This window comes from Bradyrhizobium sp. CCBAU 11430, from assembly GCF_028128855.1.
GTDB classification, from domain to species: domain Bacteria; phylum Pseudomonadota; class Alphaproteobacteria; order Rhizobiales; family Xanthobacteraceae; genus Bradyrhizobium; species Bradyrhizobium ottawaense.
Window position 1 is genome coordinate 37,047 of record NZ_LBJV01000045.1, and the last position, 15,520, is coordinate 52,566.

The window sequence follows — 15,520 nt, forward strand, 5'->3', positions numbered from 1 at the left end:
GATCAGGATTGATGGCGTTCGTTCCGGCGCGTGAGACGACGCGGCGAGGATTCCTTGAGCGACTTTCCACGGCCAGACAGACTCGGATTTGTCATGAAGTAGTTGTGGACGTTGAAAGGCTCCTCGCCTTTCGCGGTCTTCATACGCGTTGAGGACCCGTCCGGCAACAATTGCCAGCTCTGCTCATTGTCCTTGAGGTTCGCGACCATGATCTGTTCGAGAACCTGCTGATGCACCGTCGGATTCTGCAGCGGACACAGCACCTCGACGCGGCGGTCGAGGTTGCGCGGCATCATGTCGGCGGAGGAGATATACACAGCCGCTTTGGCGCTCGGCAGGCCCTGGCCCATGCCGAAGCAGTAGATTCGGCCGTGTTCCAGGAAGCGTCCGATGATCGACTTGACGCGGATGTTCTCGGACAGGCCGGGAATGCCGGGGCGCAGGCAGCAGATACCGCGCACCACGAGCTCGACCTGCACGCCGGCCTGGGAAGCCTCATAGAGCGCGTCGATGATGTCGGGGTCGACCAGTGCATTCATCTTCATCCAGACCGCACCGTGGCGGCCGTGGCGCGCATGCGCGGTCTCGCCCTGGATGTGCTCGATGATGCGCTTGCGCAGGGTCAGCGGCGACACCGCCATCTTCTCCAGATCGCTCGGCGCGGCATAGCCGGTGATGAAATTGAACACACGCGCGGCGTCGCGGCCGATGGTCGGATCCGAGGTGAAGTAGGAGAGGTCGGTGTAGATGCGCGCGGTGACCGGGTGATAATTGCCGGTGCCGGTATGGACGTAAGTCGTGAGGCTGCCGCCCTCGCGGCGCACCACCATCGAGAGCTTTGCGTGCGTCTTCAGTTCGAGGAAGCCGTAGACGACCTGCACGCCGGCGCGTTCGAGGTCGCGTGCCCAGCGGATATTGGCTTCCTCGTCGAAGCGCGCCTTCAGCTCGATCAACGCGGTGACGGATTTGCCGGCCTCGGCGGCTTCCGCCAGCGCGCGGACGATCGGCGAGTTGTTGGAGGTGCGGTAGAGCGTCTGCTTGATCGCGACGACATCGGGGTCGCGCGTGGCCTGCTGCAGGAACTGCACCACCACGTCGAAGGATTCGTAGGGATGATGGACCACGAGGTCCTTCTGCCGGATCGCGGCAAAGATGTCGCCGCCATGCTCGCGCACGCGCTCGGGGTGGCGCGGCACGTAAGGGGTGAATTCGAGATCGGGCCGGTCGAGGCGGGTGAGCTGCGAGAGCTCGTTCATCGCTTGCACGCCGTCGACCAGGAACACCTCGTCATCGGCGGCCGACAGCGCGTGCTGAACGAAGTTGCGCAGCTCCTCCGGCATCTTGGCGTCGATCTCGAGCCGGATCACCGATCCGCGGCGGCGGCGCTTCAGCGCGGTCTCGAACAGGCGGACGAGGTCTTCCGCCTCTTCCTCGATTTCGAGCTCGGAGTCGCGGATGATGCGGAAGGCGCCCTGGCCGTGCAGATTGTAGCCTGGGAACAGGCGGTTGATGAACAGGGCGGTCGCCTGCTCCAGCGAGATCAGCCGGACGGCCTTGCCCTCGGTCGGCAGGCGGATGAAGCGGTCGATCTTGCCGGGCATGCGGATCAGCGCGTTCATCTGCTTGCCGTCGGCGGCGCGGGTGAGCTGGAGCGCGATGGTGAAGCCGAGGCTCGGGATGAACGGGAAGGGGTGGGCCGGGTCGATCGCCAGCGGGGTCAGCAGCGGGAATACGTTGCTGAGGAAGTAGTCCTCGATCCAGGTCCGTTCCGCCTTGGTGACCTCCTTGCCCTCGACGAGCACGATGCCGACATCGGCCAGCGTGCCGCGCAGGTCGCGCCAGATCGCCTGCTGGTCGGAGGCGAGCTCGGAGACGGTGCGGTTGATCAGCGCGAGTTGCTCGGATGGCGTCAGGCCGTCGGGGCTGCGTTCGGCAATGCCCTCACGCACCTGGGCCTTGATGCCGGCGACGCGGACCATGAAGAACTCGTCGAGGTTATTCGCCGAAATCGACAGGAATCGCACCCGCTCCAGCATGGGGTGGCTGGGATTGACCGATTCCTCCAGGACGCGGCGGTTGAAATGCAGCCAGGAGAGCTCGCGGTTGATGAATCGCTCGGGACTCGATGCGATCGCCGGCAGGCTCTCGGTCTCTGGGGCTTTTTCTTTAGTTTCAACAGCTTGCGCAGAGTCCATCAGAAGTCGGTCCATCCAGTTCGCCCCAATTTGCGACTTATGCGCAAAACCGGCCGGAGCATGTGTTAGAGCGATGACGTTTCGATGACATTGATGTTCCGCCGGTTCGCCGCGTCAAGCGGGCTTGGCGTGGGTCTGGAGGCGGCCACGGAGGCCGATCAGGCGTCGCGGAGCAGCTCGGCGGCCAGCGCCCGGGTGACCGGGCGGCCGAGCCTGAGGGCTTCGCTGTCGAGCAGTTCCACGGCCTGGCGGGCGGCGGCCGAGGACCGCTCCAGGCGGGTGGCGAGGTAGCCGACCACGCTCTCGTCCACGGTGAGCTGGCGGTCGGCGCAGAATTTGACGATCAGGCCGCGGAACAGCTGGTCGTCGGGCGGTAGCAACGCGACCACTGGAACGGCGCGCAGACGCGAGCGCAGGTCGCGAAGCTCGATCTCCAGCGAGGCCGGCACCTCGCGTCCGGTGAACAGGACGTAGGCGCCATCCTCGCGGGCGAGGTTCATCAGGTGGAAGAGGGCGCGTTCGTCAAATTCCCTGGCCTTGAGATCCTCGACCACCAGCGCGCCGGTGGCGAGCGCGCCCGGGACCCCCGCGGCGCTCAGCGCATTGGCCGTGGTGGAGCGGGCCCCTGATGCCTCGGCCCAGATCGCGGCGAGATGGCTCTTGCCGCTTCCTTCGGGACCGGCCAGCCACATGATCCGGTTCGGCCATTCCGGCCAGCTGTCGATCAGGCCGAGACCGGCCGCATTGGCGGGGCCTTCGAGGAAATTGTCCCGGCTGAGGCTCTCCGCATGCGGAAGCGAAAACGCCAATTGTCGGGGGTGAACGCGGCCTGGCACGCTTGCTTTGCTCCATGCCGGCGCGCCGGCGTCATTCGAAGAGGTCGGACGTATCGAGCGGGAGTTGGCCTTTTACGGGGCCGCATCGCCTCTCATTTGGCCTCGATCGTGCTACTTGGCCTCGATCGTGCTACTTGGCCTCGATCGTGCTCATGTGCCGCAGCCACTCGACCAGATAGAGCGACACGGAGGAGAGTGTGAAGACCGTGACGAGGCCCATCAGGATGATATCATAAGGGGCCGGCTTGAAGCCGAAGGCAAGCGCTGCCAGCACGAGCGCCGCGAACGCCACCTGTGCCACGGTGTTGAGCTTGGACACTTTCGACGGCTTCATCTCAACGGGCCGGTCGAACAGCCAGGACACGATCACGGCGGCGACGATCATGATGTCGCGCGAGACCACCAGGATCACGATCCAGCGCGGAATTGCGCCCCAGATGCCCAGCGCCATGTAGATCGAGACCAGCAGCGCCTTGTCCGCGAGCGGGTCGAGCAGGGCGCCGAGCTCGCTCGTCATGTTGAAGCGCTTGGCCAGGAAGCCGTCCACGGCGTCGCTGATACCGGCGATCAGGAAGACGGCGAACGCGACCTCCATTTGGCTCGACACGATGGCCCAGACGATGATCGGGACCAGCATGATGCGGCCCAGGGTAATGATATTCGGAATACTCACGAAAGCGCTTCCCGGCACCCGGTCTGACCTCGAATCCGGCCTCTCGGGAGGCTGAACCGGTTGATATCTCTACATAGTATACGGCGGTGCGCCATGCGAGCCATTGCGCGTCCCCGGAATTCGACGTAACCAGCCGCGAACCCACTGGAAATCGGGCATGACCGACCGCAAAAACGGCCTCACTTACGCCGATTCAGGCGTCGATATCGATGCGGGCAACCGCCTGGTCGACCTGATCAAGCCGATGGTGCGCGCCACCGCACGGCCGGGCGCCGACGCCGAGATCGGCGGTTTCGGCGGCCTGTTCGACCTCAAGGCGGCCGGTTTCAAGGATCCGGTCCTCGTGGCCGCGACCGACGGCGTCGGCACCAAGGTCAAGATCGCGATCGAGACCGGGCTGCATGGCGGGATCGGCATCGATCTCGTCGCCATGAGCGTCAACGACCTCGTGGTGCAGGGCGCCGAGCCGCTGTTCTTCCTGGACTATTTCGCGTGCGGCAAGCTCGATCCGGAGGCGACGGCCTCGATCGTCGCAGGCGTCGCGGAGGGCTGCCGCGAATCCGGCTGCGCCCTGATCGGCGGCGAGACCGCCGAGATGCCCGGCCTGTACAAGGACGGCGACTACGACCTCGGCGGCTTTGCCGTCGGTGCTGCGGAGCGGGGCACGCTGCTGCCGCGCAAGGACATCGCGGCCGGCGACGCCGTGATTGGCCTCGCCTCGTCGGGGGTGCATTCCAACGGCTTCTCGCTGGTGCGCAAGATCGTGGAACAATCGGGCCTCGGCTTCGAGGCGCCGGCGCCGTTCGCCCCGGTCATGACCCTTGGCGGCGCGCTGCTGACGCCGACGAAACTTTACGTCAAATCCTGCCTGCGCGCGATCCGCGAGACCGGCGCGGTGAAGGGGCTCGCCCACATCACCGGCGGCGGCTTCACCGACAACATTCCGCGCGTGCTGCCGAACAACCTCGGTGTCGGCATCGATCTGGCCCGCCTGCCGGTGCTGCCGGTGTTCAAATGGCTGGCCGCGCAGGCCGGCATCGCCGAGCTGGAGATGCTGCGCACCTTCAACTGCGGCATCGGCATGATCGCGATCGTCGAGCCCGACAAGGTCGACGAGGTCATGCAGGTCTTCACCGACGCCGGTGAGACCGTGGCGCAGCTCGGCACCGTGATCCCGGCCGAGGGCGAGCACCGCGTCGTCTATAACGGCCATCTCGACATGGCACTGTAATGACTGGCGCTGTGATGAAGCGCCGCGTCGCCATCCTGATCTCCGGCCGCGGCTCCAACATGTCCGCGCTGATCAGGGCCGCAAGCGCGGCGGATTTCCCGGCGGAGATTTCGCTCGTCATCTCGAACAAGGCCGATGCGCTCGGCCTTGAACGGGCCAAGGCAAGCGGCGTGAACACGCTGGTGATCGAGAGCAAGCCGTTCGGCAAGGACCGCGCCGGTTTCGAGAAGGTGCTGCAGGCGGCGCTCGACCAGCACGGCATCGAGCTGATTTGTCTGGGCGGCTTCATGCGCCTGTTCACGGCCGAGTTCACCAGGGCATGGTACGGGCGGATGCTCAACATCCATCCCTCGCTGCTGCCGTCCTTCCCCGGTCTCGACCCGCACGGCCAAGCCTTGCGCGCCGGCGTCAAGCTGTCCGGCGCTACGGTGCACTTCGTCATCCCCGAGACCGATGCCGGCCCGATCGTGATGCAGGGCGCGGTTCCCGTCGGCGACCACGACACGGGCGATACGCTGTCGGAGCGCATCCTCGAGGTCGAGCACCGCATCTATCCGGAAGCGCTACGTCTGCTCGCGACCGGCAAGGTCCGGATCGAGGGTGATGTGTGCAAGACGGCGGGGAGCGCGGCGTCGGAGAATTTTCTGGTTGCGCCGGTGGTGCGCTAGGCAGGGCCTGCTGGACTCAGGCGCCGCGGAATAGCTCATCCACCGGTTTGTCGATCGGGCGGGGCTGATCGAATACACCCGCGAACGTCTCGTCTGAAAGTTCCGAGCCGAAAACATCGAAGGCAGTTTGCACCCCGATATCAATGCGCGCGGTATCGCGCGCAGAATCTGGACGCAAGTATTCGTCAGTCGTTATCGATGGCCGCTTGGTGGCGATAGTCTTAGCTCCAGGCAACTGCTCTTCGGTATTATGTCGTCCAATACAAACAAAATCCCCCGGCAGAGCCGGGGGCAACGTCATGATCTCTCGCGCTTTGGCTCGAGAGATATCAGGAGACCTTGAGGTTCTCCGCGGATGCTTTGCCGCGGTTCTCCACGAGGTCGTATTCAACCACCTGGTTCTCGTTGAGGGTCGAGAGTCCGGCACGCTCGACGGCGGAGATGTGGACGAACACGTCCTTGTCGCTGCCGTTCGGCTTGATGAACCCATAGCCCTTGGTCGGGTTGAACCATTTGACGGTGCCCTTTTGCGGCATCGCTAGTCTCCTCCACTAGATATAAAAAAGACGCGGCCGCTTTTCGCGTGCCACGCCACAAACGGGCTTCCGGGAGTCTGTTCGAGTCTTGAATCTCAATGTCGCGAAACGCACAGCAGAGCGGCCAATTCCGATTGTGTCCAACATTGCAACATGAAAATCGCCCGTTAGCAAGCTGCGCGTAAATTTCAAGACGGGCGGATTGTGCCGTTCTGCAATTTCCGACCTGTGGCCGCGGAACCACAATCGAGGGCAATAGCCTCGGTCACCGCGGGCTAAGCGGTTGACCCTCCGTGGCAGTTCGGCACAAATCGCGACATGCGTGCGCCGCGCGTGTTGCATTTTTGCGCGCCGCCATTTGCTTCGGGATTTGTCGTCATGTGCTGCACATCGCAGCCCTCCGGGACACGGCAGACGATCGGGCTGGACCGCGTCCGCAGGGTCGCGGCAGCGATCGCGACGGCGTTTGCGATCGTCGTGATGTCGGCCACGTCGCCAGTCTTCGCGCAAAGCCCGACGCCTACGCCGACCCCGACGCCCACGCCGTCGCCCACCCCGATCCCGTCCCCGTCGGCCGGCAACGCCGCGCTCGATCTCGGCTCGAATTTCCTGGAGCGGCTCGGCAACCGGGCATCGAACGGTTTCGACCGGGCGTTCCGGTCCAATCCCGGTGGCGGCGGCGCGTCCGCCAGCACCGAAGAACCGCGCTACCGCACCTGGTTCGAGGGCTACGGCATCTCAGTCCGGACCGATGCGCAAGGCGACTTCGTCGGCGACAGGCGCAAGACGGTTGGCGGCGTCGCAGGCTTCGGCGCGCGCGTGGCCCCGGGCGTCAATCTCGGCTTCTCGGTCGACCAGAGCCACACCGACATCGACGTGCCGCTGGCGCTGCAGTCGGCCACGCTCGACCTGACGCAAATCGGCTTCAACGGCTCGGTCGACAAGGGGCCATGGACCTGGGCCTTTGCCGTGGTGCACGGTTTCGGCAAGGTCCGTTCCAGCCGCGACACCGGCCTTGGCCTTGCGACCGCGGGCTATCGCGCCGCGGTCGATGGCGCGCTGACCGAGATCAGCTATTACTGGACCAAGGACCAGATGCGCATCGTGCCCAAGGGCGCACTGGAATATGTGCGCGCCACCAGCGCGGCGTTCCAGGAGGCCGGCGGCCTCGACCCGCTCAACGTTGGTTCGACGGCGCTCTCACGCGCACGCATCATGATCGGGGCCGAGATCGGCCGCTACTTCATCATCGACCAGAAGATCCTGGACCTGTCCGGCTACGGCAAGTTCGTCGACAATTTCCACCAGGATCTGGGATCGGTCCAGGTCAGCCTCGGCGCCCAGAACATCGTCGTTCCCGGCATCGGCGAGAGCCGTTACGGCGTGGATGCCGGTGCCTCGGCTTCGCTCAGCCTGACCAGCGTCGCGCGGCTCTACGTCAATTACGACGGCAAGTTCCGCAACGAACTGACCTCGCACCAGGGCACGGTCGGGTTCGAATATCGCTGGTAGGCGCAGCCTCCTAGGTCGGCGTCGCCGCGACATATCCCGTCAATCCAAAACCCTCGCGCGCCGCCGTCATCATCGGCACCAGCGCGTTCGGATGGATGAACTCGTCGCGGAAGCAGGGATAGGTCTTGGCATCGAAGATCTTCTTCAGCCAGTCGACCACAATCTTGTGGCGCTCGGAGGTGCGGAATTCCCGGTGATAGGTGAGCCAGAGATCGGCGTGGTGGCTGACGCCGAGATCGACGGCGATCAGCGGCGCGCCGAGCGCGATCGAGACCGTCGGCAGAAAGCCGATGCCGGCGCCGCGCTCGACGGCATAGAGCACGCCGACCGAGGAGTTGGTCTTGATCCCGACGATGCCCTCGAGCGACTTCAGTCCGAGCACGCGCGCGTAGGCGCCGTCGTCGACCTGCGGCGCGCTCTGCTTGATGATGCGGTGGTTCTTCAGGTCGGCCAGCGTCGCCGGCACGCCGTAGAGATTTTCGTACTCCTTGGAGACGAAGGGATAGATGTGCAGACGCCCGAGCTTGGCGACGATCAGATCCGGATTGGTCGGCGGCTCGAGCTGGATCGCGATGTCCGATTCAAGCCGTGCGACGTCGGTCTGCTCCATCGCGCAGCGCAGATCGACGGTGATCTTGCGGTAGGTCTTCTGGAAGTCGATCAATCGCGGCAGGATCCAGAAATTGCCCGGGCCTTCCGTCACCGCGACGCGCACTGTGCCTGAGGTGTCGTTCGACGACCGCGAGGCGCGCCGGAAGACGTTGAAGGCATGACGCTCCATATGCGCAACGTCGGCGATCATCGCGGTGCCTTCATCGCTGAGCGTGAGCCCGCTCTGGTCGCGCAGGAACAGCTTGCAGCCGATGCTCTCTTCGAGCCGGTCGATCCGGCGCATCAGCGTCGTGGAGGTGAGCCCGAGTTCCTCAGCGGCGTTGCGAAAACTTTTATATTTTGCGCACGCTAAAAACAGTTTCAAATCGTCCCAGGACGCGCCCAGGGCTTCTTCACGGTGCTGCATCATAGCAGCACCCCGGTGCAATAACTGCTGCATACTCCTGATCCCCAGCCGCTAAGCTCGTCGGCATAGCGGGGCACGTAAGCCCGGACGATAGAGGCGCGATATGGCTATGGAAAGGGGCTCGTTTGCCGCAAGGCATGATTTCGATGCCTTGCCGCTGAGCCCGGATGTGGATGTCCGCTGCGCGCAATTGTCCGAAATTGCACCGCTTTCGCAGATGGCGCACCGGCTGGTGCCGGGCGTGCGGATCGGGACAGCCGAACTTGCGCATTACTTCACGTTCGATCCCCAGAGCATCCTGACGTTCCGCCGGAAAGGCGATCTCGTCGGCGGCATGGCTTTCCTGTTTCTCAATGACCGCGGGCACGATGCGCTGCTGCTCGACGAGATCTGCCTCGCCGCGCCCGAGACGCGCTATCTCGCTTCCGCGAACGAAGAGGTCGCTGCCATCTACATCTGGGCGATCGCGGCGACGGGACGCGGTATCGCCGGTCTCGGCAAGGCTGCAGCACATCTGCGACAGCTAAGGTTTCGCAGCGCCGATTGCTATGCGCAGCCGTCAACGGTGGCCGGACGCGACATCATGAAGGCGACCGGCTTTGCGCCGGTCCCGAGCTTCCAGCCCGACCTCTGGTGCTACGAGCGGCCCTGGCATCGGCAGCCGATGCGGATGCCAGGCGCGATCATCCAAGCAAGGAGTTTTGCAGATGCACGGTACTAGGATTCCCGTCGCCAAGCCCTGTTCCCGCGCCATCACCATCCGCCTTGCGCGCGATCCAAGCGATCTCATGCTGGTCACCGCCATTCGCTCGGCGGTCTATCTCGCCGAGCAGGATTGTCCGTTCGAGGAGGAGTTCGACGGCAACGACATGGTCGCGGCCCATTTCATCGGCTTCGTCGGCAACGAGCCCGCAGGCTGCCTGCGGGTGCGCTTCTTCGGCGATTTCGCCAAGGTGGAGCGGCTCGCGGTCCGCCACCAATACCGGCGCTCGCGCGTCTCGTTCAAGCTGGTGCAGGCCAGCGTCGACTATGTGAAGCGCAAGGGTTTTCGCAAGATCTACGGCCAGGCGCAGGACAGGCTGGTCGATTTCTGGGCCCATTTCGGCGCCAAGCCGCTCGGCCACAATCGCAAGGTCACGTTCTCGGATTTTTCCTACACGGAAATGCTGCTGGAGATCGAGCCGGGCCCGGACGCGATCACGCTGGACAGCGATCCCTACGTGATCATCCGCCCCGAAGGCGATTGGGACCGGCCGGGCGTGCTCGACGCTTCGGCGGGGCGGGCGGTGACCTCACCGCTGCGGGATCTCGCGCTCGCCGACCGTTGAAACTGGTGCAGCTCTGCGCAAGACAATGCTGGCTTCCATTCACGAAGATCCGCCGATCCTGGTCTGCGCGGATCTCCAGGTCGAATATCTGACCCCTGGGCGCCGCCACGTCGTCCTCGACGGCGACGCCGTCACTGCGCGCTGCCTGCAACTCCTGACCTTGTGGCGGGGCAATCTCTGGCCGGTGATGCATCTGAAGCGCATCGCACAGGCGGCGTGGTTCAATCCGGCATCGAGGTTGACCGATTGGATCGCGGAGACCAAGCCGCGGCCGGGAGAAATGACGTTCGACCATCCGCTGCCGTCGGCCTACAGCTCGTCGCGGTTTGTGGACTACATGTCCAATATCCGCACTGTGCGCTGCATTCTGATCGGTTTTTCCCTGGACGAGACCATCCTGGCCACCGCCGTTGATGGGTTTCACCGCAGCCATCGCTACCAGGTCGTCGCTGACGCCGCGGCTTGCCGGCAGCCGGGTACGGGCGATGCCGCCGCCTATAAGCATGCAGTAGTGAATGTCATCGGGAATTTTGCTACAATCCAGTCCAGCGCCGAACTGATCAGAACCAGCGGCGCCGTTGCGGTGTAGGCGGCCGCGACCGGCGGATGGGGTGAGAGATTGTCACGGGGAGACGAGCTCAAGGAGCTGGCGAGCGATCTGTCGCGTGCGGCCGAGAGGGCGCGCGGGCTTGGTTTGCCGACGACGGTCTATCTGCTCTCGATGGCGCTGGTGGAGGTGAGGGAAGCCGCCGCCGGCACTGACGACGGGCATGACGACGACGCGGCATGAGAGCTGCTCCACGTGTGTTGCTTCGCCATGAGCGGATTTGTCACGTGCGGCTTTGTCACGTGCGGCAATGTCACGTGCAGTTTTTTCGCGTGCATCTTTGTGCATCGCTGCTGAGCGCTTGCTGCCGACGAATTGGCGTTGCAAGTTCTGCGCTGTCGCAATAGCCAAGGTACTTGATCATCGAGTGATGACGCCGGCTGTGCCTGCGACGTGACGCTTTCAAGGATCCTCGCAAATGTCCATGCTGCCCAATTCGCAAGAGGCCCGGGATGTGGCCTATCAGCTCCATCCCTACACCAATGCGCGCACCCATCAGCAGGCCGGTCCCCTGGTGATCGAGCGCGGCGAGGGTCCCTACGTCTTCGATGCGTCGGGCAAGCGCTATTTCGAGGCGATGGCCGGCCTGTGGAGCGTCGGGCTCGGCTTCAACGAGAGGCGGCTGGTCGAGGCTGCACACAAGCAGATGCTGGCGCTGCCGTTCTATCACACGTTCTCCGCCAAATCGCACGGGCCCTCGATCGACCTTGCCGAGAAACTGGTCGCGCTCGCGCCTGTGCCGATGAGCAAGGTATTCTTCACCAATTCCGGCTCGGAAGCCAACGACACCGTCCTCAAGCTGATCGCCTATCGCTCCAACGCGCTCGGCCAGCCCCAGCGCAAGAAGGTGATCAGCCGGATGCGCGCCTATCACGGCGTCACCATTGCCTCGGCGAGCCTCACCGGCCTGCCGAACAACCACCGCTCGTTCGATCTGCCGCTGCCGAACATCCTGCACACGGGCTCGCCGCATTTCTACAAGGACGGCGCCCCCGGCGAGACCGAGGAAGCGTTTGCGACGCGCCGGGCCGAGGAGCTCGACGCGCTGATCCAGAAGGAGGGTCCCGATACGATCGCGGCGTTCTTCGGCGAGCCGGTGATGGGCGCGGGCGGCGTCATCGTGCCGCCGGCGACCTATTGGGACAAGATCCAGGCGGTCCTGAACAAGTACGACATCCTGCTCGTCGCCGACGAGGTGATCTGCGGCTTCGGCCGGACCGGCAAGATGTTCGGCTGCGAGACCTACGGCATCAAGCCTGACGTGCTCGTGGTTTCCAAGCAGATCACCTCGAGCTATTTCCCGTTCTCGGCCATCATCATGAACGATCGCATGTTCGAGCCGATCGCGGACGAGAGCAACAAGATCGGCGTGCTCGGCCACGGCTTCACCGCGGGCGGTCATCCGGTCGGATCGGCGGTTGCGCTGGAAAACCTCAAGATCATCGAGGAGCGCGGCCTGGTCGCGCATGCCGCCGAGCTCGGCGCCTACATGCAGGGCAGACTGCGCGAGCTCACCAGCCATCCGCTGGTCGGCGAGGTCCGCGGCGTCGGCATGATCGCGGCAATCGAGCTCGTGCTCGACAAGGGGCGCAAGACCGCAGCGGCGACGCCGGGCGCAGTCGGTGGCATCGCCAGCCGCATGCTCCAGGAGCGCGGCGTGATCTCGCGCAACATGCTGGACGCCATCGCCATCTGCCCGCCGCTGATCGTCACCAAGGCGCAGATCGACGACCTCGTCGCCGCCATTTCGGGCGTGCTGAATGACATGAAGGCGGAAGTGGCGAAGCTGACGCCGGCGTAGGCTCTTGTCTGGGCGCTCAATCTAACACCGTCACCCTGAGGTGGCCGCTTCTTCAGCGGCCCTCGAAGGGCGACGGCCCGGCTGGCTCGCAGTGTGGCCGCTCATCCTTCGAGGATCCCCGTGCGATGCTTTGCATCGCACGCCTTTGCAGACAACGGCTTCGCCGTTGCGCGGGGATGACGGTCTGAATTATGCCGCGTTGATAGCTGGCGGCAGCCTTACGCCCGCTGCACCCCGATCACGCGGCCCTTCTCGATCGCCAGCGCCAGCTCGCCGCGCTTGAGCTTCAAGGCGGCATCGCCGAACAGCTCGCGGCGCCAGCCGCGCAAGGCGGGGACGTCGGCTTCGTCGTCGGCTGCGATCTCTTCGAGATCGTCGACGGTGGCAATCACCTTGCTGGCGACCGCATGCCGCTCCGCGGTCATGCGCAGCAGCACCTTCAAGAGCTCGACGATGGCGGCGCCATTGTTGTTGTTGCGCGGCTTCTCCAGCTTCGGCAGCGTCGAAAAATCCCGCGCCAGCCCGCGCTCGACCGCGGCGACGATGTCCGCGCCCCATTTGGATTTCTCAAAACCCTTCGGCACCGAGCGCAGATGGGCGAGCTTCTCGAGCGTGTTCGGCGCGTGGGTCGCGATATCGCTGACGGCCTCGTCGCGCAGCACGCGGCCGCGCGGCACGTCGCGGCTCTGCGCCTCCTGCTCGCGCCAGGCGGCGACCTCCATCAGGACCGCGAGATCCTTCGGCTTGCGCACGCGCGTCTTCAGCCGCTCCCAGGCGCGCTCGGGGTGGAAGTCGTAGGTCCGGGGCGAGGTCAGGACCTCCATCTCGATGGAGACCCATTCGCTGCGGCGGCGCTTCTTGAGGTCGGCATCGAGCGCTGCGAACACGTCGCGCAAATGCGTGACGTCGGACACGGCGTAATGCATCTGCTCCTTGGTCAGCGGCCGGCGCGACCAGTCGGTGAAGCGGTGGGTCTTGTCGGGGCGGTGGCCGGTGACTTTCTCGACCAGCGCGTCGTAGGCGATGCTGTCGCCGTACCCCAGCACCATCGCGGCAACCTGGGTGTCGAACACCGGATGCGGGATGATGTTGGCCTGGTGCCAGATGATCTCGATGTCCTGACGGGCGGCGTGGAAGACCTTCAGCACGGCCTCGTTGGCCATCAGCTCGAAGAACGGCTTGAGGTCGATCCCCTCGGCCAGGGTATCGACGACGACGGCTTCCTCGGCGCTGGCCATCTGCACCACGCATAGCAGCGGGTAGTAGGTGGTCTCGCGCAGGAACTCGGTATCGACGGTAATGACGGGGTGCTTGGCCAGCCGGCTGCAGGCAGCCGCGAGGTCAGCGGTGGTGGTAATCAAATCCATGAACGGCCCATGACACTTGATATCAGCCGTTCTGCCGAAAGCGCTGTGATGTCAAGGGGCTCGATGCGAATTCGAGCCTTGCATTTGGGTCGGAATCGCTTTTTCCGACGAAAATCCTATTCGTAGCGGACCCGGTGCGAGGATTTGCGGGCACAGGGCAACGCCACCACGACCACGCACATGGCGACCAATGCCAATCCCAGGAACTCGAAAACCAACAGATCCACGGCGAAATCTCCAGAAACATTGATAGATTTGTCGGGGGTGCGTTGAGGGTCTGTTAATTGCGATGGTTACCGGCGGTGCGGGCCGCCGGATGGTGGACGGGGGGTTAATACGGGCGACCGCCTAAAACGAAATCGGCGCCCCGCATGACGGAGCGCCGATGGTCGTTGGCGATGCAGCGATCCTTACGGCAGCTTCAGCGACGTCTCCGCATTGTACGGCTTCAGCGTCTCATCCGCGGCCTTCTGGGCGGCGGCGAGGGCCTCCTTCGGCTGCTTCTTGCCGTTGAGGACCAGCATCACCTCGTCCTCCAGCGTCTTGCGCACCGGGACGGTCTTGTAGGTCGCAAACCAGGGCTTTGCGACATCGAGCTGCTCGACGGCGGTCTTGGCGTCCGGGTTCTTGCTCAGGAAGTCGACCATCTCAGGCGTCTTGTAGGCGGCCATGTTGGGCGCGAAATAACCGGTGGCGCGGCTCCACCAGCCGCTCTTCTCGGGCGAGGTCATCCACTTGATCAGCGTCCAGGCGGCCTTCTGCTTGTCGGCCTCGAGCCCGGCCGGAACGATCAGCGAGGCGCCGCCGATCGGCACGGCGTTGCGGACGTTGCGCGGGATGAAGGCGACCTTGTAGTTGAACTTGGCGTTGTCGCGCACGTAAGTGAGCGAGCCCGTCGACAGCATCATCATCGCAGCATTGCCTGAGATGAAGGAGGTGCTGACGGCAGGGCCGGGCGTGGCGCCGGGCGCATGGACCTTGTGCTTGGTGACAAGGTCGTTCCACCAGGTCAGTGCGCCCAGCATCGAGGGCGTGTCGTAATAGACCTCGCCGCCGAACTCCTCGTTGTAGTAGCGCCCGCCATTGCTCATGGTGAGCGTTTCCATCATCCAGCCGCAATAGTCGTAGGCGCAGGGGATCGCGACGCCCCACTGGGGCACCTTGTCGCCCTCGCGCTTGGTGAGCTTCTTGGCCCAGTCGGTGAGCTCGGCCCAGGTCTGCGGCGGCTTGCTCGGATCGAGGCCGGCTTCCTTGGCCTTGTCGGCGTTGATGTAGAGCAGCGGCGTCGAATTGTGGAACGGCACGCCGTAGACCGAGCGGTTGATCACCGCGTTGCCCTGCAGCGCGGGGAAGAACTGGCCGAGGAACTGCTCCTTGGTGGTGCCGTCGGCCTTGATCAGGGCATCGAGATCGGTGAGCTCGTTCTCGATCTGCATGTCGAGCAGGAAGTTGGCCGACATGATCACGGCGGACGGCGGCTTGCCGGCCTTGATCGCGGCGCGCGTCTTGATCAGCGTGTCGTCATAGGAGCCGGTGTAGACCGCGGTTGCCTTGACGTCCGGATGGGTCTCGTTGAACTCCTTGATCAAGGTGCCCATGTCGCGGGCGAGCTTGCCGTCGACGGGGACGGGGAAGAACAAATCGATCTCGGTCGGACCTTCGCCGGCGAGAGCCGGAAAGGCGAGGGCGCCTGCCATGGTACCTGCGATGGCGAGGCCCAGCATGAGCCTGCGGGAAAACAGCATCGA

The 15,520-nt window shown here is 64.4% G+C and carries 16 protein-coding genes; 8 read left to right on the plus strand and 8 right to left on the minus strand.

The features are described 5' to 3' along the window. Positions 1–2: 2 nt before the first annotated feature. The 3 genes from XI04_RS12025 to XI04_RS12035 all read right to left on the minus strand — a co-directional run bounded on the left by XI04_RS12025 (position 3) and on the right by XI04_RS12035 (position 3,704). Positions 3–2,195 carry an RNA degradosome polyphosphate kinase gene (locus XI04_RS12025; protein ID WP_028144988.1) on the minus strand — a complete coding sequence of 731 codons (2,193 nt, stop codon included), beginning with the start codon at positions 2,193–2,195 and terminating at the stop codon, positions 3–5. A 158-nt stretch (positions 2,196–2,353) separates the two neighbouring features. Then, complete coding sequence (locus tag XI04_RS12030) at positions 2,354–3,031, minus strand: DnaA ATPase domain-containing protein (RefSeq protein ID WP_271611574.1); 678 nt, start codon at positions 3,029–3,031, stop codon at positions 2,354–2,356. 130 nt (positions 3,032–3,161) lie between these two features. Continuing rightward, the gene (locus XI04_RS12035; protein ID WP_025035876.1) at positions 3,162–3,704 is read right to left on the minus strand and encodes a CDP-alcohol phosphatidyltransferase family protein; all 543 of its coding nucleotides are present in this window, start codon (positions 3,702–3,704) and stop codon (positions 3,162–3,164) included. A gap of 157 nt (positions 3,705–3,861) precedes the next feature. On the opposite strand from XI04_RS12035, the gene purM reads away from it, so the two are divergent. Next, positions 3,862–4,935, plus strand: coding sequence for a phosphoribosylformylglycinamidine cyclo-ligase (purM, locus tag XI04_RS12040; RefSeq protein ID WP_028144986.1), 1,074 nt, complete (start codon positions 3,862–3,864; stop codon positions 4,933–4,935). Between the two features lie 14 nt (positions 4,936–4,949). After that, positions 4,950–5,603 (plus strand): phosphoribosylglycinamide formyltransferase, encoded by a 654-nt coding sequence (gene purN, locus XI04_RS12045; RefSeq protein ID WP_038946541.1) that lies wholly within the window; start codon positions 4,950–4,952, stop codon positions 5,601–5,603. A 16-nt stretch (positions 5,604–5,619) separates the two neighbouring features. Here the strand turns inward: purN and XI04_RS12050 are convergent, their stop codons facing one another. Together XI04_RS12050 and XI04_RS12055 are read right to left on the minus strand one after the other, a co-directional pair. Next, complete coding sequence (locus XI04_RS12050) at positions 5,620–5,904, minus strand: hypothetical protein (RefSeq protein WP_038972947.1); 285 nt, start codon at positions 5,902–5,904, stop codon at positions 5,620–5,622. Between the two features lie 28 nt (positions 5,905–5,932). After that, positions 5,933–6,139, minus strand: coding sequence for a cold-shock protein (locus XI04_RS12055; RefSeq protein WP_007591938.1), 207 nt, complete (start codon positions 6,137–6,139; stop codon positions 5,933–5,935). A gap of 378 nt (positions 6,140–6,517) precedes the next feature. On the opposite strand from XI04_RS12055, the gene XI04_RS12060 reads away from it, so the two are divergent. Further along, entirely contained in the window at positions 6,518–7,651 is a 1,134-nt protein-coding gene (locus XI04_RS12060) for an autotransporter outer membrane beta-barrel domain-containing protein (RefSeq protein ID WP_212475970.1), read from the plus strand. Between the two features lie 10 nt (positions 7,652–7,661). On the opposite strand, the gene XI04_RS12065 is transcribed toward XI04_RS12060, so the two are convergent. Further along, a complete protein-coding gene (locus XI04_RS12065) occupies positions 7,662–8,702 on the minus strand; it encodes a LysR family transcriptional regulator (RefSeq protein WP_212475971.1) in 1,041 nt (346 codons plus the stop codon). 70 nt (positions 8,703–8,772) lie between these two features. Here XI04_RS12065 and XI04_RS12070 point away from each other — a divergent pair, with 70 nt between their 5' ends. From XI04_RS12070 to XI04_RS12090, 5 genes are all read left to right on the plus strand, one after another. After that, entirely contained in the window at positions 8,773–9,390 is a 618-nt protein-coding gene (locus XI04_RS12070) for a hypothetical protein (RefSeq protein WP_212475972.1), read from the plus strand. After that, positions 9,377–9,997 (plus strand): GNAT family N-acetyltransferase, encoded by a 621-nt coding sequence (locus tag XI04_RS12075; RefSeq protein ID WP_028144981.1) that lies wholly within the window; start codon positions 9,377–9,379, stop codon positions 9,995–9,997. Before XI04_RS12070 ends, XI04_RS12075 begins: the two co-directional genes overlap by 14 nt. A gap of 25 nt (positions 9,998–10,022) precedes the next feature. Next, complete coding sequence (locus XI04_RS12080) at positions 10,023–10,586, plus strand: isochorismatase family protein (protein ID WP_212475973.1); 564 nt, start codon at positions 10,023–10,025, stop codon at positions 10,584–10,586. A gap of 30 nt (positions 10,587–10,616) precedes the next feature. After that, positions 10,617–10,787: a hypothetical protein gene (locus XI04_RS12085; RefSeq protein ID WP_162832232.1), complete on the plus strand. Its 171-nt coding sequence runs from the start codon at positions 10,617–10,619 to the stop codon at positions 10,785–10,787. Between the two features lie 235 nt (positions 10,788–11,022). Next, positions 11,023–12,405, plus strand: coding sequence for an aspartate aminotransferase family protein (locus tag XI04_RS12090; protein ID WP_028144979.1), 1,383 nt, complete (start codon positions 11,023–11,025; stop codon positions 12,403–12,405). A 218-nt stretch (positions 12,406–12,623) separates the two neighbouring features. Here XI04_RS12090 and rnd read toward each other — a convergent pair whose 3' ends face one another. Together rnd and XI04_RS12100 are read right to left on the minus strand one after the other, a co-directional pair. Beyond that, entirely contained in the window at positions 12,624–13,772 is a 1,149-nt protein-coding gene (rnd, locus tag XI04_RS12095; protein WP_028144978.1) for a ribonuclease D, read from the minus strand. Between the two features lie 410 nt (positions 13,773–14,182). Then, the gene (locus XI04_RS12100; protein ID WP_271608752.1) at positions 14,183–15,517 is read right to left on the minus strand and encodes an ABC transporter substrate-binding protein; all 1,335 of its coding nucleotides are present in this window, start codon (positions 15,515–15,517) and stop codon (positions 14,183–14,185) included. Positions 15,518–15,520 lie beyond the last annotated feature (3 nt).